This window comes from Achromobacter deleyi (assembly GCF_016127315.1).
GTDB classification, from domain to species: Bacteria; Pseudomonadota; Gammaproteobacteria; order Burkholderiales; family Burkholderiaceae_B; genus Achromobacter; species Achromobacter insuavis_A.
Genome location: NZ_CP065997.1, coordinates 6,459,309 through 6,481,551, shown reverse-complemented (window position 1 = coordinate 6,481,551; position 22,243 = coordinate 6,459,309). Strand labels below are relative to the sequence as shown.

Annotated in this window: 13 protein-coding genes, 2 tRNA genes and 3 rRNA genes; 11 read left to right on the top strand and 7 right to left on the bottom strand. The window is 63.1% G+C overall.

From position 1 onward, the window contains the following. Positions 1–43: 43 nt before the first annotated feature. The 3 genes from msbA (at position 44) to I6I07_RS29240 (ending at position 4,047) form a co-directional block, all read left to right on the top strand. Positions 44–1,819, top strand: coding sequence for a lipid A export permease/ATP-binding protein MsbA (gene msbA, locus I6I07_RS29250; RefSeq protein WP_198484723.1), 1,776 nt, complete (start codon positions 44–46; stop codon positions 1,817–1,819). A 37-nt stretch (positions 1,820–1,856) separates the two neighbouring features. Beyond that, positions 1,857–3,674 (top strand): monovalent cation:proton antiporter-2 (CPA2) family protein, encoded by a 1,818-nt coding sequence (locus I6I07_RS29245; protein WP_198484722.1) that lies wholly within the window; start codon positions 1,857–1,859, stop codon positions 3,672–3,674. Positions 3,675–3,819: 145 nt separating this feature from the next. After that, positions 3,820–4,047, top strand: a complete 228-nt coding sequence (locus tag I6I07_RS29240; protein WP_198484721.1) for a hypothetical protein — start codon at positions 3,820–3,822, stop codon at positions 4,045–4,047. A gap of 50 nt (positions 4,048–4,097) precedes the next feature. Here I6I07_RS29240 and I6I07_RS29235 read toward each other — a convergent pair whose 3' ends face one another. Beyond that, a complete protein-coding gene (locus I6I07_RS29235) occupies positions 4,098–5,243 on the bottom strand; it encodes a sensor domain-containing diguanylate cyclase (protein WP_198484720.1) in 1,146 nt (381 codons plus the stop codon). 126 nt (positions 5,244–5,369) lie between these two features. On the opposite strand from I6I07_RS29235, the gene I6I07_RS31820 reads away from it, so the two are divergent. Together I6I07_RS31820 and I6I07_RS31815 are read left to right on the top strand one after the other, a co-directional pair. Then, positions 5,370–5,978 carry a hypothetical protein gene (locus I6I07_RS31820; RefSeq protein ID WP_232625820.1) on the top strand — a complete coding sequence of 203 codons (609 nt, stop codon included), beginning with the start codon at positions 5,370–5,372 and terminating at the stop codon, positions 5,976–5,978. Then, entirely contained in the window at positions 5,879–6,742 is an 864-nt protein-coding gene (locus I6I07_RS31815) for a GGDEF domain-containing protein (RefSeq protein WP_420094599.1), read from the top strand. The genes I6I07_RS31820 and I6I07_RS31815 overlap by 100 nt, the downstream gene beginning before the upstream one ends. A gap of 86 nt (positions 6,743–6,828) precedes the next feature. Here the strand turns inward: I6I07_RS31815 and I6I07_RS29225 are convergent, their stop codons facing one another. Both I6I07_RS29225 and rng read right to left on the bottom strand, forming a co-directional pair. Continuing rightward, complete coding sequence (locus tag I6I07_RS29225) at positions 6,829–7,530, bottom strand: DUF3053 domain-containing protein (RefSeq protein WP_198484719.1); 702 nt, start codon at positions 7,528–7,530, stop codon at positions 6,829–6,831. A gap of 294 nt (positions 7,531–7,824) precedes the next feature. Next, positions 7,825–9,288: a ribonuclease G gene (rng, locus tag I6I07_RS29220; protein WP_198487718.1), complete on the bottom strand. Its 1,464-nt coding sequence runs from the start codon at positions 9,286–9,288 to the stop codon at positions 7,825–7,827. 1,221 nt (positions 9,289–10,509) lie between these two features. On the opposite strand from rng, the gene I6I07_RS29215 reads away from it, so the two are divergent. The 5 genes from I6I07_RS29215 (at position 10,510) to rrf (ending at position 15,856) form a co-directional block, all read left to right on the top strand. Beyond that, positions 10,510–12,039, top strand: a 16S ribosomal RNA gene (locus I6I07_RS29215). A 132-nt stretch (positions 12,040–12,171) separates the two neighbouring features. Next, a tRNA-Ile gene (locus I6I07_RS29210) sits at positions 12,172–12,248 on the top strand. 31 nt (positions 12,249–12,279) lie between these two features. After that, positions 12,280–12,355: transfer RNA gene (locus I6I07_RS29205), tRNA-Ala, on the top strand. A 304-nt stretch (positions 12,356–12,659) separates the two neighbouring features. Then, a 23S ribosomal RNA gene (locus I6I07_RS29200) occupies positions 12,660–15,541 on the top strand. A 202-nt stretch (positions 15,542–15,743) separates the two neighbouring features. Beyond that, positions 15,744–15,856 (top strand): 5S ribosomal RNA (rrf, locus tag I6I07_RS29195). The 16S, 23S and 5S rRNA genes sit together here with 2 tRNA genes alongside, the layout of an rRNA operon. Positions 15,857–16,010: 154 nt before the next feature. On the opposite strand, the gene I6I07_RS29190 is transcribed toward rrf, so the two are convergent. Further along, positions 16,011–17,408, bottom strand: a complete 1,398-nt coding sequence (locus tag I6I07_RS29190; protein WP_420094598.1) for a sigma-54-dependent transcriptional regulator — start codon at positions 17,406–17,408, stop codon at positions 16,011–16,013. Positions 17,409–17,442: 34 nt separating this feature from the next. Then, a complete protein-coding gene (locus tag I6I07_RS29185; protein ID WP_232625817.1) occupies positions 17,443–19,395 on the bottom strand; it encodes a sensor histidine kinase in 1,953 nt (650 codons plus the stop codon). A gap of 295 nt (positions 19,396–19,690) precedes the next feature. On the opposite strand from I6I07_RS29185, the gene I6I07_RS29180 reads away from it, so the two are divergent. Next, complete coding sequence (locus I6I07_RS29180) at positions 19,691–21,025, top strand: dicarboxylate/amino acid:cation symporter (RefSeq protein ID WP_061071906.1); 1,335 nt, start codon at positions 19,691–19,693, stop codon at positions 21,023–21,025. A 75-nt stretch (positions 21,026–21,100) separates the two neighbouring features. On the opposite strand, the gene I6I07_RS29175 is transcribed toward I6I07_RS29180, so the two are convergent. Both I6I07_RS29175 and rlmH read right to left on the bottom strand, forming a co-directional pair. Beyond that, positions 21,101–21,715, bottom strand: coding sequence for a Maf family protein (locus tag I6I07_RS29175; protein WP_198484718.1), 615 nt, complete (start codon positions 21,713–21,715; stop codon positions 21,101–21,103). Positions 21,716–21,764: 49 nt separating this feature from the next. Next, positions 21,765–22,235: a 23S rRNA (pseudouridine(1915)-N(3))-methyltransferase RlmH gene (rlmH, locus tag I6I07_RS29170; protein ID WP_006387790.1), complete on the bottom strand. Its 471-nt coding sequence runs from the start codon at positions 22,233–22,235 to the stop codon at positions 21,765–21,767. Positions 22,236–22,243 lie beyond the last annotated feature (8 nt).

Sequence of the window (22,243 nt, the reverse complement as noted above, 5' to 3'; positions counted from 1 at the left end):
CAGTACAATCCGGGGCACAATTGTATAAAAGCGAGTGATTCCATTGAATTCTGCCGCACGCAACGCGCCTGCGGGCTCCCAGCCCGTCAAAGCCGAGCTCTGGAACCGTATCTACAGCCGGGTCGGTTCCTACTGGAAGGGGTTGGTGCTGGCGATCCTGCTGATGGCCGGCGCCGCGGCCACGCAGCCCACGCTGGCCGTCATTATGAAGCCGTTGCTGGACGAAGGCTTCTCGGGCGCCAAACCCTATTATGTCTGGGCGCTGCCGCTGGCGGTGGTGGGCCTGATCTTCGTGCGTGGCGTCTGCAACTTCTTCAGTGACTACCTGCTGGCGTGGGTGGCCAACAACGTGCTGCTGGGCATGCGGCGCGACATGTTCGAGCGCCTGCTGGGCCTGCCCGACGCCGACTTCAAGCGCGGCGACACCGGCCGGTTGCTGAACCGCTTCACCATCGACGCCGGCAACGTCACCGGTTATGCCACCGACGTCATCACGGTGCTGGTGCGCGAAACCCTGGTGGTCATCGCCCTGATCTGCGTGCTGCTGTACATGTCGTGGGTGTTGACCCTGATCATCCTGATCATGCTGCCGGTCTCGGTGCTGATCGCCCGCAGCTTCATCAGCCGCCTGCGCCGCATCAACCGCGAAACCGTCAACATGAACGCCGAACTGACCCGCGTGGTCAGCGAAGGCATCGACGGCCAGCGCGTCATCAAGCTGTTCGACGGCTACGAGGTCGAGCGCGGCCGTTTCGATTTCGTCAGCACCCGCCTGCGTCGTTTCGCGATGCGCACGGCCACCGCCGACGCGGCCCTGACGCCGCTGACGCAGGTCTGCATCTCGATCTCGGTGGGCGCGGTCATCGCCGTGGCCCTGAGCCAGGCCAACAACGGCGCGCTCACCGTCGGCAGCTTCGCCTCCTTCATGGCGGCGCTGGCCCAGATCTTCGACCCGATCAAGCGCCTGACCAATCTGGCCGCCCGCATGCAGAAGATGCTGGTGTCCGCCGAAAGCGTGTTCACGCTGATCGACCAGGTCCCCGAGGGCGACGACGGCACGCGCGAGCTGCCCGAACCGGTGCGCGGCAAGGTTGAATTCCGCAACGTCACCCACCGCTTTTCCGACGCCGACCGCGACACCGTCAACGACGTGTCGTTCATCGTCGAACCCGGCCAGACCGTGGCCCTGGTGGGCCGTTCCGGCAGCGGCAAGACCACGCTGGTCAACATGCTGCCGCGCTTCGTCCTGGCCGACAGCGGCGCCATCATGGTCGACGACGTGCCGATCAACGACCTGAAGCTGCGCAGTCTGCGCTCGCACCTGTCGCTGGTCAGCCAGGACGTGGTGCTGTTCGACGACACCATCGCCGCCAACGTCGGCTATGGCGCGCTCGGCCAGGCCAGCGAGCAGCAGGTGCGCGACGCCCTGGCCGCCGCCAACCTGCTGGAATTCGTCGAAGGCCTGCCGCAGGGCATCAACACCCCCGTTGGCGAGAACGCCGCCCGCCTGTCCGGCGGCCAGCGCCAGCGCCTGGCGATCGCCCGCGCCCTGATCAAGAACGCGCCCATCCTGATCCTCGACGAAGCCACCTCCGCGCTCGACAACGAATCCGAACGCCAGGTCCAGTCCTCGCTCGAGCGCCTCATGAAGGGCCGCACCACGCTGGTCATCGCGCACCGCCTGTCGACCGTGCAGAACGCCGACCGCATCATCGTGCTCGACGCCGGCAAGATCGTCGAGCAGGGCGCGCATCCCGAGCTGCTGGCCGCCAATGGCCTGTACGCCTCGCTCTACAAGATGCAGTTCCGCGAAGACTGATCCCGCGCGGTGCCAGGCCGCCACCCAGGAGCCGCCCATGTCCCTGCCCGCCGAAGGCAACCAGCTCGTCAACGTCGTCGTTCTGCTGGGGGCCGCGGTGGTGGCGGTGCCCCTGTTCAAGCGCCTGGGCCTGGGCTCCGTCCTGGGCTACCTGGCCGCCGGGCTGGCCATCGGCCCGTTCGGCATCGGCTGGTTCTCCGATCCCCGATCCATCCTGCACGTCGCCGAACTCGGCGTGGTGATGTTCCTCTTCATCATCGGCCTGGAAATGCAGCCGTCGCGGCTGTGGAAGCTGCGCGGCGAGATCTTCGGGCTGGGCGTGGCCCAGGTGCTGGCCTGTGGCGCGTTGCTGACCGCGGTCGGCCTGGCCGCCGGCCTGTCGGGCCCGGCCGCCTTCATGGCGGCGATGGGCTTCGTGCTGTCGTCCACCGCCATCGTCATGCAGATCCTGACCGAGCGCGACGAGACCGCCAGCGCCCAGGGCCAGCGCATCGTTTCTATCCTGCTGCTCGAAGATCTGGCCATCGTGCCGCTGCTGGCCCTGGTGGCGCTGCTGGCGCCGGCCGGCGCCAGCGAGCATGGCGATCCCTGGCTGCAGTCGGCCATCGCCCTCGGTTGCGTGCTGGCGCTGCTGGCGGCCGGGCGCTGGCTGCTCAATCCGCTGTTCCGGCTGCTGGCCGCCGCGCATGCGCGCGAAGTCATGACGGCCGCGGCCCTGCTGGTGGTGCTGGGGGCGGCGCTGTTGATGGAACTGGGCGGGTTGTCCATGGCCATGGGCGCGTTCCTGGCCGGGGTGCTGCTGTCCGAATCCACCTTCCGCCATCAGCTGGAAGCCGAGGTCGAACCCTTCCGCGGCATCCTGCTGGGCCTGTTCTTCCTGGGCGTGGGCATGTCGCTGGACCTGGCCGCCGTGGCCCGCGAATGGCAGCTGATCCTGGCCGGCGTGGTGGTGTTCATGGTGGTCAAGTCGGTGGGCGTCTACCTGGTCGCCCGCCTGCTGCGCGCCAGCCATGCCGAGGCGCTGACCCGCGCGGCGCTGCTGGCGCAGGGCGGCGAATTCGCCTTCGTGCTGTATGGCGCCGCCGCGGCCGCCGGCATCTTCGATGCGCACCTGGCCGCCGTGCTGATCGCGGTGGTCATCATCTCCATGGCGCTGACGCCGCTGTGCGTGCTGGCGCTGCGCTGGCTGCTGCCCAGGCCGGTGCCGTCGATGGAGGGCGTGGATGTCGCCCAGGACCTGGACGGCTGCGCGCTGATCGTCGGTTTCGGCCGCTTCGGCCAGATCGTGACCCAGGCGATGCTGGCGCGCGACATCAAGGTATCGATCCTGGATACCGACACCGACGCCATCCGCGCCGCCGCCAAGTGGGGCGTCAAAGTGTATTACGGGGACGGAACCCGTATCGACATGCTGCGCACCGCGGGCGCCGAAACCGCCAAGGTCATCCTGATCTGCATCGACAATCCGCAGTCGGTCAATCACATGGTCAAGCTGATCAAGGCCGAATTCCCGCTGGTGCAACTGGTGGTGCGGGCCTATGACCGCATCCATTCCCTGGCGCTGGCCAGGGAAGGGGTCGACTATCAGGTGCGCGAGACCCTGGAATCCGCCCTGGTGTTCGGCGAGGCGGCGCTACGCGTCATCGGCGTGCCGCCGGATGAAGCCGCCGAGGTCCTGGCGGACGTGCGCAAGCGCGACACCGACCGGTTCGCGCTGGAAGTGGCGGGGGGGCTGTTCGCCGGCCGCTCGCTGCTGTACGGCAACATGACCGGTCCGGCCGACGGCCGCAACGACCAGGCCGACCGGGAAACCGTGGCGCCGGACAGCCACGCCGAGCCTGGTGCGCCGGCATGACCGGCGTATGACAGGTCTTTTGGATGATGTATTACAGCGTCTTTTCATTACTTTACGCTTCATTTCACGCGCAAGCCTGAGCGGCTGAGGTAGATTGGTCTCCATCGGCGCTTCACTTCCGAAGCGCCTCTGCCAGGGGCCTGCCATGCTGCAATCCGATCGGATTTCCACGACCCCGCACGCTGTCGGGCTTGAGCTTGCGCGGCGGCAAGCCATGACCCTGCACTGCGGATTTTCCGCCGGCGCGATGCGCCAACTAGCCCAGTCGACGCGCGGGGCCGGCCCGGCCTGGGCCATCAACGCCCACCGCGAAACCGACAAGGCGCGCGGCGCCAAGGCCTTTCCCTTCCGGATCGCCGCCACGGCATCCTGACGGCCGGCGCGGGCGCGTGGCCTTGGGCGCGCGCTCCGCTCGCCGGGTGGTCAGAGCTGGGCCATCGCCGCCCGGCTCTTGCCGGCGGACTTGGCCAGATACAACGCCTGGTCCGCCGCATGCAGCACCGCGGCCGTGTCGGCGCCGTGGCGCGGGATCAGCGCGATGCCGATGCTGCCGCCGATATAGACCGGCATGGCCTGCTGCAAGTCATAGGGTTGCCTGACGCTGTCGATGATCCGGTCGGAAAACCGCCGGATATCCTCATTGCCGTCCAGCCGCATCAACAGCACGAACTCATCACCGCCGATCCGGCCGGCCTCGGCGCCCGGCGGCTTGAGCGCCTGCAGGCGTTCGGACACCTGCTTGAGCAACGTGTCGCCGGCGCCATGGCCATAGGTATCGTTGACCGACTTGAAGCCGTCCAGGTCCAGGTACAGCACCGCGAACTCCGCCTTGTCCTGGCTGGCCCGGCCCACCGCCTGGTCCAGCGCGCGCAGCAGGCCGTAGCGGTTCAGCAACCCGGTCAGCGAATCCTGCCGCGCCTGGCGCTCGTTCTCCCGCTCGGCCAGCATGGTCGACACCAGCATGCCGTTCAGCCGGTACGAGGCCATCGACATCGAAGTCATGTAGAGCGGCACCTGCACCAGCACCAGCCAGAAAATCGGCTCCTGGGTGAACAGGGCCGCCAGCGCGCAGGGGCCCACGCTCAGCGCCACCATTGCCGCCGACAACCGCGGCGCGCCGAAATTGCGCACGCAAATGCCGCCGACCATCGAGGCGGCCGACAGGCAGGCCAGCGTCGCCGCGATCCAGTCGCCGCTGGTCAGGCTGATGAAGGTGCCGTAGCCCACGCTGCCGGCCCAGAACAGCGCCAACACCACGTACAGGTCGGTCGGGGTCGGCCGGTGGGCAAGCGCCGAGCGCCGCGCCGCCACCAGCACCACGATGCGGGTGGCGCAGATCAGCGATTCCATCGTCAGCCACAGCAGGAACGGCGGCTCGGGTCGCCGCAGCGTGATCAGCGCCGCCACCAGCAAGGTATTGATGATGCCGCCAAAGAAGATCGGAAGGGATCCGAACAGGCCGCCCACCAGCGCCACGCGGATATCCGGCGGCACGTTGCGGCCGGGGTCGACCAGCCACCGCGTGAACCGCAGGGTGGGTACGCTGTAAATCCTGTCCTGGATGTTCATAGCTTCGTTAAATGGGAAGGGCGGGCGCGGCGCCACTGGCGCCATCTTGCCTGCCCGTATGGCCTTGCGGCATTATGACCGGTAAAGATGGCACGACCCCTACCGCGACAGCGAAGGAGCGCCGTATTGAAGTCCCACGGGTTACTGCACCGAAGTCTGTATGCCCTGGCGGGGCTGATCGCGGTCGGCATCTGCGCCGCGGCGGTCGCGCTGCTGTGGATGGACCGGCGCACGACCTGGAACCAGGCCTACGTCTCCGCCCGCAATCTCACCGAAGTGCTGGCCGCCGACATCGGCCGCACCATCCGCGTCTACGACCTGTCGCTGCAAGGCGTCGTCGAGCGCCTGCACGAACCCGATATCGAGTCGCTGCCGCGCGGCACGCTGCACCGCTTCCTGTTCGACCGCGCCGCGAGCGCCGAATACCTGGGCACCATCCTCATCCTGGATCGCGACGGCAACGTCCGCTACGACTCGCAAAGCACCGAGCCTGTCACGGTCAACTTCGCCGACCGCGATTTCTTCCAGATCCACCGCGATCATCCCGACGCGGGCATGTACCTCAGCCGTCCCTACCTCAGCCGCCTGCGCGGCGGCGACGAGAGCATCGGCATCAGCCGGCGGCTGTCCAATCCATCTTCCGCAACGATGGCGCGGTCCTCGCGCGCACGCCGTATTCGTCCGCCGACGTGGGCGCCGACATCGGGCAGGAACTGGATTTCCAGCAATTCCTGATCCGCCGCGAAGGCGTCTTCGTCGGCGTGCTGGCGCCCGACGGCGTCGACCGGCTCTATACCTTCGAGAGCGTGCCGGGCACGCCGCTGGTGATCGACGTGGCGATGGCGGTCGACGAAGTCCTCGAACCCTGGGTGCGGCGCGCCATGCTGATCATCCCCATCACGCTGGCGCTGTTCGCCTCGGTGATGGCGCAGATCGTGCTGTACCGGCGCGAGACCCGCCTGCGTCTGGAGGTCGAGAGCCGGCTCGAGAAAGAAGCCCAGACCGACGGCCTGACCGGCATCGCCAACCGCCGCACCTTCGACGAGGCGCTGGCGCGCGAATGGGCCAGCGCCATGCGCGATGGCCAGCCGCTGTCGCTGTTGTTCCTCGATGCCGACCACTTCAAGCGCTACAACGACCGCTACGGTCACCAGGAAGGTGACGAGCTGCTCAAGCTTCTGGCGCTCACGGTGCGCGGCAAGGCCCGGCGGCCGCGCGACCTGGCGGCGCGCTACGGCGGCGAGGAATTCGTCGCCTTGCTGCCCGACACGACCCGCGAGCGCGCCCGCGTCATCGCCGAGAGCATCCGCCAGGCCGTGGCCGGCCTGGGGGCGCCGCATGAAGACAACGAGGGCGGCATCGTCACCGTCAGCATCGGCGTGGCCACCTTGCAGCCACAGCCGGGCGACGATGTCGCCGCGCTGGTGGAGGCCGCCGATGCCGCCGTCTATCGCGCCAAGGAGGCCGGCCGCAACCGGGTCATGGTGGCGGATGCGTGAAGGCCGCGCGACGCCGCGGATGGGTGCGACGCAAAAAAAGGACGGCCCCTTTCGAGGCCGTCCCGTCAAACCTGGGGCGCGTGTGATCAGCCGCCCAGCATCACGGCCTGCAGGCGGGTCTGCGCCTGTTGCACCTTCTGCGCCTGGGCGGTCAGGTCCTGCAGCAGCTTGTTCAGCTCGGCCAGCACCGTCGGATCCTGCACCTTCGGCATCGGGCCGGACAGGTCGATCTGCGCCTTGTGCGCTTCCACGTACTCGGCCAGCTTCAGGCTGCTGTCCAGCGTGCCGCTGATCTGCGGCAGCACTTCGCGGAACGTGTCGGCCGGCACCGTGACGGTCTTGGCGTAGGCCTTGTCGTAGACCACCTTCAGGTCATCGGGCTGCTTGAGCTGCGCGCGGGCGGCATCCGCCTTGGCCTGTTCCTTGGTCAGGGCCTCGCCCATGTCCTTGAGCGCGGTCTGGACCGTCTTGATGTCGTCGCGGCGCGCGATCACATCGTTCAGCGAGCGCACGGCGCCCTTCTGCATCAGGTTGCCCATCGGCTTCACGGACGCGTCCATGGCGGCGTTGAAGTCGGTGATCACGGCGTACTGCGCGGCGTAGTCGCCGAACGACTTCTTCTCTTCTTCCGTCAGCTTCGGCACGCGCACGCCGGGCTTGTCGACGATGCGGGTTTGCAGGAACTGCGTGAACGCGGCGCGCTGTTCGGGCTCTTTGCTGCCGCAGGCGGCCAGCACCAGCGGCAGGGCCAGGGCCAGCAGCAGGAACGGACGGAATAGGGTTTTCATTGCGTGATTCTCCGGAAAACATGGGAAATGGCACGGCCCCTCAACCCCGGGGCCTGCCAGCCGGTGGCGAGCTTATCGGGTCGTCATCCTGGTCGCCACCGGTTTCAAACTTGATTGCAATCGAATCGCGGCGATACAAAATTCACACACATTGACGTGAAAGTTTGCGCTGCAACTGGTAAGTGGCGAGAGAGCAGGGGGCGGCCCGCGCCCAAAGAAGAAAAGCCGCTGTCGCGGCTTTCCGGTATCACGGATAGTGCGTCACCGGCCCGAAGGCCGGCAAGGCGTCGAGCCTCAAACTAGGATGATGTCGTACTTTTCCTGGGAATACGTGCTCTCGACTTCCAGCGATACCCGCTTGCCGACGAAGTCGCCCAGCATCGCCAGGTGCTGGCTTTCCTCTTCCAGGAACAGATCGACCACGTCCTGCGACGCCAGGATGCGGAATTCCTTGGGATTGAACTGGCGCGCCTCGCGCAGGATCTCGCGCAGGATCTCGTAGCAGACCGTGCGCGGCGTGCGCACGTTGCCGCGCGACTCGCACATGGGGCAGGGCTCGCACAGCTGGTGCGCGAGCGAGTCGCGGGTGCGCTTGCGCGTCATCTCCACCAGGCCCAGCTGGGTGAAGCCATTGACCGTCATGCGGGTGCGGTCACGCGCCAGCGCCTTCTTCAGCTCGGCCAGCACGGTCTCGCGGTGCTCCTGTTCCTCCATGTCGATGAAGTCCAGGATCACGATCCCGCCCAGGTTGCGCAGCCGCAGCTGGCGCGCGATGGCTTGGGCCGCCTCCAGGTTGGTCTTGAAGATGGTGTCGTCGAAGTTGCGCCCGCCGACGAAGCCGCCGGTGTTGACGTCGACCGTGGTCAGCGCCTCGGTCTGGTCGATGATCAGGTAGCCGCCCGACTTCAGGTCGACGCGGCGCGACAGCGCCCGCGCGATTTCCTCGTCGACGTTGGCGGTATCGAACAGGGGGCGCTCGCCGCTGTAGTGCTGAATGCGGTCGACCACCGACGGCGTATAGATGCGGGCCCACTCCAGCATCGCCGCCGTGGTGGTGCGGGAATCGACCAGGATGCTGCCGGTCGATGGTCCCACCATGTCGCGCAGCACCCGCTGCGCCAGCGTCAGGTCCTGGTGCAGCAGCGCCGGGGCCGGCTGGGTGCGGGCCGAGGCCTGCACGCTGGTCCACAGCTTGCGCAGGTATTCCAGGTCGGCGGCCAGTTCCTCGTCATTGGCGCCCTCGGCCTGGGTGCGCACGATGAAGCCGCCTTTCTCTTCGCTCGGCATCAGCGCCTGCAGCCGCTCGCGCAACTGGGTGCGCTCGGACTCCGAGTCGATCTTCTGCGAAATCCCGATGTGCGGGTCATGCGGCAGGTAGACCAGCATGCGGCCGGCCATGCTGATCTGGGTCGACAGTCGCGCGCCCTTGGTGCCCAGGGGGTCCTTGACCACCTGGACCATGATGGTCTGCCCCTCGAACAGCAGCTTTTCGATCGGCGTGGGCGTCAGGCCCTGGCTGCGCTCCCCGCGGTTCTCGCGCAGATCCGCGATATGGATGAAGGCGGCGCGCTCCAGGCCGATGTCGATGAAGGCGCTCTGCATCCCCGGCAGCACCCGGACCACTCGCCCCAGATAGATATTGCCGACGTGCCCGCGCTGGATGCTGCGCTCGACGTGCAGCTCCTGCACCGATCCCTGCTCGACCAGCGCGACGCGGGTCTCGAAGGGCGTGACGTTGATCAGGATATCTTCGCTCAACGCGATGGTTGGGGGCATGGGGGCATCTTCTCCGAGGTAAGGGCTGTGCGGCGCAAGGCGAATAGTAAACGTACCGGCGCGCCGGGCAAGCGGCGCGGCGCCCGTCTGGCGAGACGGCCTATCTATATAGATATGAGGCAGTTCGATAACCCCATATGGATAGAGACGACTGCGCCAGTGGCATGGGAGCACACAATGCTCTATCTATATAGAGAGACGCGGCGTTGGGCAAGTGCGCGGGCAGGGCAGGGACGGCCCGCGGATGCCCCCACGCTGGCGGCCTGCGAAATTCATCAGTCTTTTTGCGTCCGGCGTGTGACAGCCGGAAATTCTGTGCTATAGTCTCGCTCCTTCGCAGTTCAAGCAGTTTTGAGCAGCGAGGCCAGGCAAGTGCAACGGATCTGAACGCTACGGCGAACGGATCTGCCGCAGGGCAGCAAGGCGGTGGGTCAGCAATGATTCTCTCGAACCGGCAGTCAGCGAATTTTGCAAGAGGTGGTGCAAATCAGGCAGAAGCCAGTTGCATAACCTGCAAAAATTGTGCTATAGTCTTGGGCTTGGCTGGTGACGGCAAATCAGGGTTTACCCGGTAGGGTGGTCTGAAAGGCGTTGCAAGCTGACTGGGCGGTAACCAACCTCTGGAGTGATCCGGAGCTGCTGTGAAAGTGAAGTGATTCACCGGTGCGGCAGGGTTGCAAGATAGGATGCAAATTAGGCAAAAGCCGGTTGCATGATCTGCAAAAGTTGTGTTATAGTTTCAGGCTTGGCAGTTACCGAAAACTTAGGGTTAACCCTGATATTTCGATAGCTGCTAAAGAGAAAGCCGGGTGCGAGCCTGGTGAGACCTGAAGAGGTCGTAGGCAAGAAAGCGAAGTGAATCAAACGACGCTGACTTGACAAACGATAAAAACTTCTTCATAATCTCGTTTCTCTGCTGCTGACACAGCGATCGACGCGAAAGCGAAATCGCCGAAGAAAGCAGAAGATGCAGTAAGTAGTGCAGAATTTAGCAGTACCGCTCTTTAACAATTAAACAACCGATAAGTGTGGGCGCTTGATGCGAGTGCATAGTGACTTCGGTCACAAGCACAATGAAATCAAGTGCTCACTAGAAGTGAAGTACCTTAGACGTCAAGTTTAAGAACATACCTCACTTCCTTTGAGTAGCGACGTATGACTCGGTTCTTCGGAACTAAGAAATACGAAACAAATACAGAGATTAAACTGAAGAGTTTGATCCTGGCTCAGATTGAACGCTAGCGGGATGCCTTACACATGCAAGTCGAACGGCAGCACGGACTTCGGTCTGGTGGCGAGTGGCGAACGGGTGAGTAATGTATCGGAACGTGCCTAGTAGCGGGGGATAACTACGCGAAAGCGTAGCTAATACCGCATACGCCCTACGGGGGAAAGCAGGGGATCGCAAGACCTTGCACTATTAGAGCGGCCGATATCGGATTAGCTAGTTGGTGGGGTAACGGCTCACCAAGGCGACGATCCGTAGCTGGTTTGAGAGGACGACCAGCCACACTGGGACTGAGACACGGCCCAGACTCCTACGGGAGGCAGCAGTGGGGAATTTTGGACAATGGGGGAAACCCTGATCCAGCCATCCCGCGTGTGCGATGAAGGCCTTCGGGTTGTAAAGCACTTTTGGCAGGAAAGAAACGTCATGGGTTAATACCCCGTGAAACTGACGGTACCTGCAGAATAAGCACCGGCTAACTACGTGCCAGCAGCCGCGGTAATACGTAGGGTGCAAGCGTTAATCGGAATTACTGGGCGTAAAGCGTGCGCAGGCGGTTCGGAAAGAAAGATGTGAAATCCCAGAGCTTAACTTTGGAACTGCATTTTTAACTACCGAGCTAGAGTGTGTCAGAGGGAGGTGGAATTCCGCGTGTAGCAGTGAAATGCGTAGATATGCGGAGGAACACCGATGGCGAAGGCAGCCTCCTGGGATAACACTGACGCTCATGCACGAAAGCGTGGGGAGCAAACAGGATTAGATACCCTGGTAGTCCACGCCCTAAACGATGTCAACTAGCTGTTGGGGCCTTCGGGCCTTGGTAGCGCAGCTAACGCGTGAAGTTGACCGCCTGGGGAGTACGGTCGCAAGATTAAAACTCAAAGGAATTGACGGGGACCCGCACAAGCGGTGGATGATGTGGATTAATTCGATGCAACGCGAAAAACCTTACCTACCCTTGACATGTCTGGAATGCCGAAGAGATTTGGTAGTGCTCGCAAGAGAACCGGAACACAGGTGCTGCATGGCTGTCGTCAGCTCGTGTCGTGAGATGTTGGGTTAAGTCCCGCAACGAGCGCAACCCTTGTCATTAGTTGCTACGAAAGGGCACTCTAATGAGACTGCCGGTGACAAACCGGAGGAAGGTGGGGATGACGTCAAGTCCTCATGGCCCTTATGGGTAGGGCTTCACACGTCATACAATGGTCGGGACAGAGGGTCGCCAACCCGCGAGGGGGAGCCAATCCCAGAAACCCGATCGTAGTCCGGATCGCAGTCTGCAACTCGACTGCGTGAAGTCGGAATCGCTAGTAATCGCGGATCAGCATGTCGCGGTGAATACGTTCCCGGGTCTTGTACACACCGCCCGTCACACCATGGGAGTGGGTTTTACCAGAAGTAGTTAGCCTAACCGCAAGGGGGCGATTACCACGGTAGGATTCATGACTGGGGTGAAGTCGTAACAAGGTAGCCGTATCGGAAGGTGCGGCTGGATCACCTCCTTTCAGAGCTTAGTGCTCGTGTTAAGCGTCCACTCTTATCGGTTGTTTGATATATAGCTGGGATCGGTTGTGGGCTTGGGTAGAGGGATTCCTCCCTGTGTCCATGACTCCTGACTACTGATCCGAGAAGGTTTTGGGTCTGTAGCTCAGTCGGTTAGAGCACCGTCTTGATAAGGCGGGGGTCGTTGGTTCGAATCCAACCAGACCCACCAAGTATTCGCAGGTAGTTGATACCGTGAATATGGGGGTGTAGCTCAGCTGGGAGAGCGCCTGCTTTGCAAGCAGGATGTCATCGGTTCGATCCCGTTCACCTCCACCAAGACTTTAAGATCACCTGGTGGTGATGTAGAGGCTAACTCATAGCGTCGTGTAGATAATTTCTGCCCGGTCTTATGAGTTAGGTTTTACCTGACAGCTATATTCGTTCTTTAACAATCTGGAAGAAGCACAACGAAATGTACTTATCAAGTACTCGGCGCAAGCTGATGAAGATAAGTACGGGTTGTGATTGCATTAATTTTGTTCCAAGTTCTCAAGACTGGGGTGAATAACCTCAGACTGCTTTGAAACTTATGAACGGCACAAACGCTAATACTCAGGTCCTATAGCCTACAGCGTTATAGGATCAAGCGACTAAGTGCATATGGTGGATGCCTTGGCGATCACAGGCGATGAAGGACGTAGTAGCCTGCGAAAAGCTGCGGGGAGCTGGCAAACAAGCTTTGATCCGCAGATATCCGAATGGGGAAACCCACTCCGCAAGGAGTATCCCTGACTGAATACATAGGTCAGTGGAAGCGAACCGGGTGAACTGAAACATCTCAGTAGCTCGAGGAAAAGAAATCAACCGAGATTCCGAAAGTAGTGGCGAGCGAAATCGGAAGAGCCTTTACGTTTTAGCATGCAAGATAGTCGAACGGAATGGAAAGTCCGGCCGTAGCAGGTGATAGCCCTGTAGACGAAATTTTGTGTGTGGAACTAAGCGTAAGAAAAGTAGGGCGGGACACGTGAAATCCTGTTTGAAGATGGGGGGACCATCCTCCAAGGCTAAATACTCGTGATCGACCGATAGTGAACCAGTACCGTGAGGGAAAGGCGAAAAGAACCCCGGAAGGGGAGTGAAATAGATCCTGAAACCGTATGCATACAAACAGTAGGAGCCTCCTTGTGGGGTGACTGCGTACCTTTTGTATAATGGGTCAGCGACTTACATTCAGTGGCAAGGTTAACCGAATAGGGAAGCCGTAGCGAAAGCGAGTCCGAATAGGGCGATTCAGTCGCTGGGTGTAGACCCGAAACCAGATGATCTATCCATGGCCAGGTTGAAGGCACGGTAACACGTGCTGGAGGACCGAACCCACTAATGTTGAAAAATTAGGGGATGAGCTGTGGATAGGGGTGAAAGGCTAAACAAATCTGGAAATAGCTGGTTCTCTCCGAAAACTATTTAGGTAGTGCCTCAAGTATTACTGCGGGGGTAGAGCACTGTTATAGCTAGGGGGTCATGGCGACTTACCAAACTATGGCAAACTCCGAATACCCGCAAGTACAGCTTGGGAGACAGAGCACCGGGTGCTAACGTCCGGACTCAAGAGGGAAACAACCCAGACCGCCAGCTAAGGTCCCGAATTATCGCTAAGTGGGAAACGAAGTGGGAAGGCATAGACAGTCAGGAGGTTGGCTTAGAAGCAGCCATCCTTTAAAGAAAGCGTAATAGCTCACTGATCGAGTCGTCCTGCGCGGAAGATGTAACGGGGCTAAGCGATAAACCGAAGCTGCGGGTGTGCACTTTTAGTGCACGCGGTAGGAGAGCGTTCTGTAAGCCTGCGAAGGTGGCTTGTAAAGGCTGCTGGAGGTATCAGAAGTGCGAATGCTGACATGAGTAGCGATAAAGGGGGTGAAAAGCCCCCTCGCCGTAAGTCCAAGGTTTCCTGCGCAACGTTCATCGGCGCAGGGTGAGTCGGCCCCTAAGGCGAGGCAGAGATGCGTAGCTGATGGGAAACTGGTTAATATTCCAGTACCGTCGTACAGTGCGATGGGGGGACGGATCGCGGAAGATCATCAGGGTGTTGGATGTCCCTGTTGCTGTATCGAAGATGGCGCTTAGGCAAATCCGGGCGCGTAAATCAAGGGTATGGCACGAGCGAGCATTGCTTGCGAAGTGATTGGAAGTGGTTCCAAGAAAAGCCTCTAAGCTTCAGCTGTACGAGACCGTACCGCAAACCGACACAGGTGGACGGGATGAATATTCCAAGGCGCTTGAGAGAACTCAGGAGAAGGAACTCGGCAAATTGATACCGTAACTTCGGGAGAAGGTATACCCCGGTAGTGTGAAGCGCCTGCGCGCTTAGCATGATGGGGTCGCAGAGAATCGGTGGCTGCGACTGTTTATTAAAAACACAGCACTCTGCAAAGACGAAAGTCGACGTATAGGGTGTGACGCCTGCCCGGTGCCGGAAGGTTAAGTGATGGGGTGCAAGCTCTTGATCGAAGCCCCGGTAAACGGCGGCCGTAACTATAACGGTCCTAAGGTAGCGAAATTCCTTGTCGGGTAAGTTCCGACCTGCACGAATGGCGTAACGATGGCCACACTGTCTCCTCCTGAGACTCAGCGAAGTTGAAGTGTTTGTGATGATGCAATCTACCCGCGGCTAGACGGAAAGACCCCATGAACCTTTACTGTAGCTTTGCATTGGACTGTGAACCGGCCTGTGTAGGATAGGTGGGAGGCTTTGAAGCGTGGTCGCTAGATCACGTGGAGCCATCCTTGAAATACCACCCTGGTTTGTTTGCGGTTCTAACCTTGGTCCGTTATCCGGATCGGGGACAGTGCATGGTGGGCAGTTTGACTGGGGCGGTCTCCTCCCAAAGTGTAACGGAGGAGTTCGAAGGTACGCTAGGTACGGTCGGAAATCGTGCTGATAGTGCAATGGCATAAGCGTGCTTGACTGTGAGACTGACAAGTCGAACAGGTGCGAAAGCAGGACATAGTGATCCGGTGGTTCTGAATGGAAGGGCCATCGCTCAACGGATAAAAGGTACTCTGGGGATAACAGGCTGATACCGCCCAAGAGTTCATATCGACGGCGGTGTTTGGCACCTCGATGTCGGCTCATCTCATCCTGGGGCTGTAGCCGGTCCCAAGGGTATGGCTGTTCGCCATTTAAAGAGGTACGTGAGCTGGGTTTAAAACGTCGTGAGACAGTTTGGTCCCTATCTGCCGTGGGCGTTGGATACTTGACGGAGCCTGCTCCTAGTACGAGAGGACCGGAGTGGACGTACCTCTGGTGTACCGGTTGTCATGCCAATGGCATTGCCGGGTAGCTAAGTACGGAAGAGATAACCGCTGAAGGCATCTAAGCGGGAAACTTGTCTGAAGATTAGGTATCCCGGGGACTTGATCCCCCTAAAGAGTCGTTCGAGACCAGGACGTTGATAGGTCGGGTGTGGAAGCGCAGTAATGCGTTAAGCTAACCGATACTAATTGCTCGTGAGGCTTGATCCTATAACACTGATGGTTATGACCTGGTGGTATAGCGTTCCAAGTGTCGTTCAATACAAAATCTGGCTGCCCCGTCAGCAGCCAGCCAACACCAATTACACCCACTGTGCGGGATCATCGAGCTTAGCCTCTGATCCCCACACGTTGCGCTTCTTCCAAGATTGGAGCGGTTGTCCCCCAAAGGACAATCTCTCAACCAGTTACGCCTGACGACCATAGCAAGGTGGTACCACTCCTTCCCATCCCGAACAGGACAGTGAAACGCCTTTGCGCCGATGATAGTGGACGGACGTCTGTGAAAGTAGGTCATCGTCAGGCTTTTATTCCGCAAAACCCCATAGGCTCCGCCTGTGGGGTTTTGTCTTTTGTGCGCGTAAAACTGGCGCTTGAAAAGAAACCCCCGTGCGGCTGGCGCCGCACGGGGGTTTTTGCTTTGTTGGGCTGCTGACAGGCGTCGATGCCTATGCCCACTTCAGCCCAGCGGCGCCGTCCCGGTGTAGTCCTGGCGGTCAATGCCGTGGCGTTGCAGCTTGTCGTAGAAGGTCTTGCGTGGGATGCCCAGCGCTTCCAGGGTTGAGCGGACGTCGCCCTGGTGGGCGGCGAGCGCTTCGCGGATGAGCTGGGCTTCGAAACGCTCGATCTTTTCCGGCAGGGTGCCGGTGCTGGCAGCGGGTTCGGGCGCCGTGGCGATGGGTGCGTTTAGCACGCCCAGGACGAAGCGTTCAGCGAAGTGTGCGAGTTCTCGCACATTGCCGGGCCAGTCGTGCGTCAACAGGTGACGCTTGATGTCCGCGGGCATGTCGGGGATGTCGCGCTGGAAGCGGCGCGAGGCGTGGCCCAGGTAGTGGGCCAGCAGCAGCGGGATGTCTTCGCGGCGTTCGCGCAGCGGTGGAATGCGGATGGTGACCACATTCAGGCGGTAGAACAGGTCTTCGCGGAATTTGGCGCGGATGGCGGGGCTGCCCAGGTCTTCCTTGGTGGCCGCGACGACGCGCAGGTCCAGGCTGCGGACTTCGTTGCTGCCCAGCGGAGTGATCTGGCGCGATTCAAGCACGCGCAGCAGCTTGACCTGCACCGCCAGCGGCATGCTCTCGATTTCGTCCAGGAACAGGGTGCCGCCGCTGGCGTGCTCGATGCGGCCGATGCGCCGTTTCTGCGCGCCGGTGAAGGCGCCAGCCTCGTGGCCGAACAGTTCGCTTTCGATCACGCTTTCCGGCAGTGCGCCACAGTTGATCGCGACCAGCGCGCGATGGCGCCGGCGGCTCAGGCGGTGCAGGGCGGTGGCGACCACTTCCTTGCCAGTGCCGGTTTCACCTTCCACCAGCACGTCGACGTCGGCGTCGGCGATGTGGCGCAGCGTCTGCTTGATGCGCTGCATGGCCGGGGCAGTGCCGATGAAGGGCACTTCGTCGGCTTCGACCGCGAACGCCGCCTCGCGCAGGCGGCGGTTCTCGAGCACCAGGTGACGCTTTTCGGCGGCATGGGTGACGGCGGTGACCAGGCGATCGGGCGGATAGGGCTTGGCCAGGAAATCATAGGCGCCGTCGCGCATGCATTGCACGGCCATGGCGATGTCGCCATGGCCGGTGATGAGGATGACGGGGATCTCCGGATCGATGGCCTGCAGGCGCTGGAACAGCTGCAGCCCGTCGATGTCGGGCATGCGGATATCGGTGACCACCACGCCGTCGAAATCGCGACTGATCGTGGCGAGCGCGGCGCGCGCGCTGGCGTGGGCTTCGACCGCGATGCCGTGCAGCTTGAGCGTCTGCACGTTGGCGCGGCGCAGTTCCTCGTCGTCGTCGATGAAGGCGACGCGGGGCATGGCCGGCCTGGCGCGGGGATCTTCCAGCAAGGCGGCTCCAGGCATGGCGCCTGGCTGCGCGGGCTGGGAGTGGTCGGTGTCAGGTACGCGGGTCATGGATCGAAGGCGGCGACTTGCGCAGCGTCAGGGTGAACATCGCGCCGCGGCCGGGGCCGTGGGGCGCGGGAAAGATGGCGTCGCCGGGATGGGCGGCGCGCAGGTCGCCGCCGAATTCGGCGACGATGTCGCGGGAGATCACCAGGCCCAACCCCAGGCCTTCGGCCTTGGTGGTGTGGAACGGCGTGAACAGGTGGGCGCTGGCTTCGGGCGACAGGCCCGGGCCGTTGTCGTTGACGAACAATTGCACCGAGGCGCCCATGTCCTGCAGCGCGATGATGATGCGGCCGTCGGCCTGGTCCTCGAGCGCATCCATGCCGTTCTGCAGCAGGTTCACCAGCACCTGCTCGAGGCGGATGCGGTTGGCCTGCACCAGGTAGTCCTGTTCCACCGGCGGGCGTTGCAGCACCACGCGCTGGCGCCGGGCGCGGGGGCCGACCAGCAGCAGCGCGCCGTCCAGCGCTTCCTTCAGGCTGGTGGGGCCGACCGAGGCGCCTGCCTTGCGCGAGAACGCGCGCAGCTCGCCCGTGATATGGCCGATGCGGTCGGTGAGCGAGGCGATGGTGCCCAGGTTTTCCTCGACGGAGGCCGGGTCCTGGCGGCGCAGGAATTCAGCGGCGTTGTCGGCATAGGCGCGGATCGCCGCCACCGGCTGGTTGATTTCGTGCGCGACGCCGGCGGCGACCTGGCCCAGCAGCGCCAGCTTGCTTGCCTGTACCAGCTCGTCCTGCATGGTGTGCAGGCGCGCCTCGGTGCGCTGGCGTTCGTCCATCTGCGCCAGCAGTTGCTGGTTGACCTCGCGCAGTTGTGCTGTGCGCTCTTCGACCTGGGCGGCCAGCTGCTGCCGCACCACCATCTGCTGGGCGGCGCCTTCGCGGCTGCGATGGCGGCGGTAGAGCAGGATGCCGATGACGGCGGACAGCACGCCCTGGGCCAGCAGCGCGCCCAATTGCGCGTTGGCGGTGGCGCGGTTCAGCGCCGATTGCACGGGCGACAGCAGGTGCAGCGTCCAGCCCGGCGATTCGACGATGGGCAGGGTGGTGTGCAGCAGCGGCGCGCCGGCCGGGATCTGCGGCAGGGCGTCGCCGGATCTCAGCAGCTGGCCGCCGCTGACGGTTCTCGGGGTGGGCTGCAACGGCAGCGGCTGGAACATGGCGTCGCCGAACTGCAGGCTGGTGCGCAGGGTCTGGGCCAGGTCGGGCGCCAGTGGCTTGAGCACGCGGAAGCGCCAGTCGGGCACGCTGCCCAGCAGCACCACGCCATGCTCGTCGGTGACGAAGATGGGCGCGTTCGACTGGCGCCAGTCGGCTTCCAGGTCGCGGAAATCGACCTTCAGCACCACGACGCCCAGCATCACGCCGTTGGTGTCGTCGACCCGTCGCGACAGGTACAGGCCGGCTTCGTGGCTGATGGTGCCAAGCGCGAAATGCTCGGCCGACCCGTGCGCCACGGCGCCGCGGAAGTACGGCCGGAACTGGTAGTCGACGCCGACGAAGGTGGCGGGTTCGCGCCAGTTGCTGGCGGCGATGGCGTAGCCGGTCTGGTCCAGGACGTAGATGGCCGAGGCGCCCACGCCGCGGCTCAGAGTGTCGAGTTTATCGTCGAGCGATTCGATCTGCGCCGCCGTGGGATTCTGCAGCGTGGCGCGCAGGTCGACGTCGCGGGTCAGGACGAAGGGCAGCGCGCGGAATTTATCCAGGTTGTTGCGCAGCAGGGCGGCGTTGATCTGGCCGGCGCTGCGAGCCTGCAGATAGGCTTCCTTGAGGGCGCCGTCGCGCGCCCATTCGCTGGCGGCATGCAAGATGCCGAACACCACCGCCACGGCCGCCAGGATCAGCAGGGCCCACGGCCACGCCGGACGGCGCCGGGGCGCGGCGGCATCCGCTTGGACAGGCGCCGGCGCGGGCGCCGCCTGGGAGGAAGGGCGAGTGGACATAATGTTGTGCGGTTTTTCGCACATTCTAGCTGAGTTCTGTGTGATATTTCGCCGTTCTTTTCGGCAACGTCCTGGGTTCACCTGAAAAATCGTAGCTGAATCAAGGGCTTGAATTCAGGGAACGATCGACGGCGGGTTGGCACGGCATTTGCGTATAGCTGGGCAAGCCCGGCGATATCGCTTACCGGGTGAAATCGGCCTGCGGAGATACGCAAGGCTTTAAAAGAGATAACGCCCCGCTACCCGCTGCGCATCGTCGCATGGAGCCTGGGGCCCCTGGTGGGGACAAATCCCGATGATCGAAGTAGATCAAAGCGCGCCTGCGCGCAAGCTCAAGTTCTATCAAATCCTGTACGTGCAGGTGCTTTTCGCGATTGTGATCGGCATTCTGCTGGGCTATTTCAAGCCCGACCTCGGCCAGGCCATGCAACCCCTGGGTGACGGCTTCATCAAGCTGGTGAAGATGATCATCGCCCCGGTGATCTTCCTGACGGTGGCGACCGGTATCGCGGCCATGAGCGACCTGAAGAAGGTCGGTCGCGTGGCGGGCAAGGCCATGCTGTACTTCCTGGTGTTCTCGACCCTGGCCCTGATCGTGGGCATGGTGGTGAGCCACATCGTGCAGCCGGGCGCCGGCATGCACATCAATCCGGCCACGCTGGACCAGAAGGCGGTGTCGGGCTATGTCGCCAAGGCGCATGACTCGACCATCACCGGCTTCCTGCTGAACGTCATCCCCACCACGATCTTCAGTCCGTTCGTCGGCGGCGACATCCTGCAGGTGCTGTTCGTGGCCGTGCTGTTCGGCATCGCGCTGGCGCAGGTCGGCGAGCGCGGCAAGCCGGTGCTGGACTTCCTGACGGCGCTGGCCCAGCCCATCTTCAAGCTGGTCGCCATCCTGATGAAGGCCGCGCCCATCGGCGCCTTCGGCGCCATGGCGTTCACCATCGGCAAGTACGGCATCAAGTCGATCATCAATCTGGCGATGCTGGTGGGCACGTTCTACGCCACCGCGGTGCTGTTCGTGGTGGTGGTGCTGGGCCTGGTGGCGCGCTACAACGGCTTCTCGATCCTGAAGCTGGTGCGCTACATCCGCGAAGAACTGCTGCTGGTGCTGGGCACGAGCTCGTCGGAAGCGGCGCTGCCGACGCTGATGCAGAAGATGGAACGCGCCGGCTGCTCGAAGTCGGTCGTCGGCCTGGTGGTGCCCACCGGTTATTCGTTCAACCTGGACGGCACCAACATCTACATGACGATGGCGGCGCTGTTCATCGCCCAGGCCTGCGACATTCCGCTGTCGCTGGGCGACCAGATCCTGCTGCTGCTGGTGGCGATGCTGAGCTCCAAGGGCGCCGCGGGCGTGACGGGCGCCGGCTTCATCACGCTGGCGGCCACGCTGTCGGTGGTGCCGACGGTGCCGGTGGCCGGCATGGCGCTGATCCTGGGCGTGGACCGCTTCATGTCCGAATGCCGCGCGCTGACCAACCTGGTCGGCAACGCCACGGCCGCCGTGGTGGTGGCGCGCTGGGAAGGCGAACTGGACAAGGACCAGCTGCATGCCGCGCTGGAAGGCGAGGCCCCGGCCGCGCAGCCGCAGGCGATGGCGCGGGTGTCGACGTCGCAGAGCTGATCGACGCCTCCTGAACACGGCAAAAAGCCCCCGGACCGCAAGGCCCGGGGGCTTTTTTCATGGAGTCGCGCGGAATCAGGGAATCGCGATGCCCGCGGCCCGCAACAGGTTGGCGGTCTCGAACAGGGGCAGGCCCATGACGCCGGTGTAGCTGCCATCGATGTTCGCGACGAAGGTGCCGGCCAGGCCCTGGATGCCATAGGCGCCGGCCTTGCCGTAAGGCTCGCCGCTGTCGCAGTAGCGCGCGATCTCGTCGAGTTCGAGCGGACGCATCCGCACGTGGGTGATCGAGACCGCTTCCAGCAGGCGATCGCCCGTCCACAGCGCGACGGCGGTGTGGACCTGGTGCGTCTGGCCCGACAGCGCCTGCAGGATGCGGATGGCGTCGTCGCGATCGGCGGGCTTGCCCAGCACCTGGCCGTCGAGGATGACGGTGGTGTCGGCGGCCAGCAGCGGCAGGACGGGCAGGGCTTGCCCGCGCAGCCAGTCGCGGCCGCGCTCGGCCTTGTCGCGCGCGGTGCGCTGGACGTAGTCGGCGGCGCTTTCGCCGGGGTGTTGCGGTTCGTCTTCGCCGGGTGGGGCGGGAACGCGCAGCACCTCGTGCGCCAGGCCGATCTGCGTCAGCAGTTCGCGCCGGCGGGGACTGGCGGAGGCGAGGTAGAGGCGTGCGGGAGAGGAGGCGTCAGTCATGGGAGGCGGCGCGCGGCGGGCGCACCAGGCTGGCGCCGGGCGTCATGCCTCAGGCGCGGTGATAGGGATGGTTGGTCATGATGGCCCAGGCGCGGTAGAGCTGTTCGGCCAGCACCACGCGCACCATGGGGTGCGGCAGCGTCAGCGACGACAGCCGCAACTGGCCGCTGCACGATGCCTTGAGGTCGGCATCCAGGCCGTCCGGGCCGCCGACCAGGAAGGCGACGTCCTGGCCGCCCGCGCGCCATTGTTCGAGCTTCTGCGACAACGCCATGGTGGTGAGGTCGCGGCCGCGTTCGTCCAGCGCCAGGCGCAGCGCGCCGGCCGGCAGGGCGGCCTCGATGCGCTTGGCCTCGGCGGCCATCATCTGGGCCGGCGTCTTGCCGGTGGTGCGGGGTTCGGGCTTGATCTCGCGCAGTTCCAGCGCGCAGTCGGGCGGCAGGCGCTTGGCGTAGTCGTCCCAGGCGGTCTGCACCCAGTCCGGCATGCGGGTGCCCACGGCGGCGACGATCAGCTTCACGACACGCC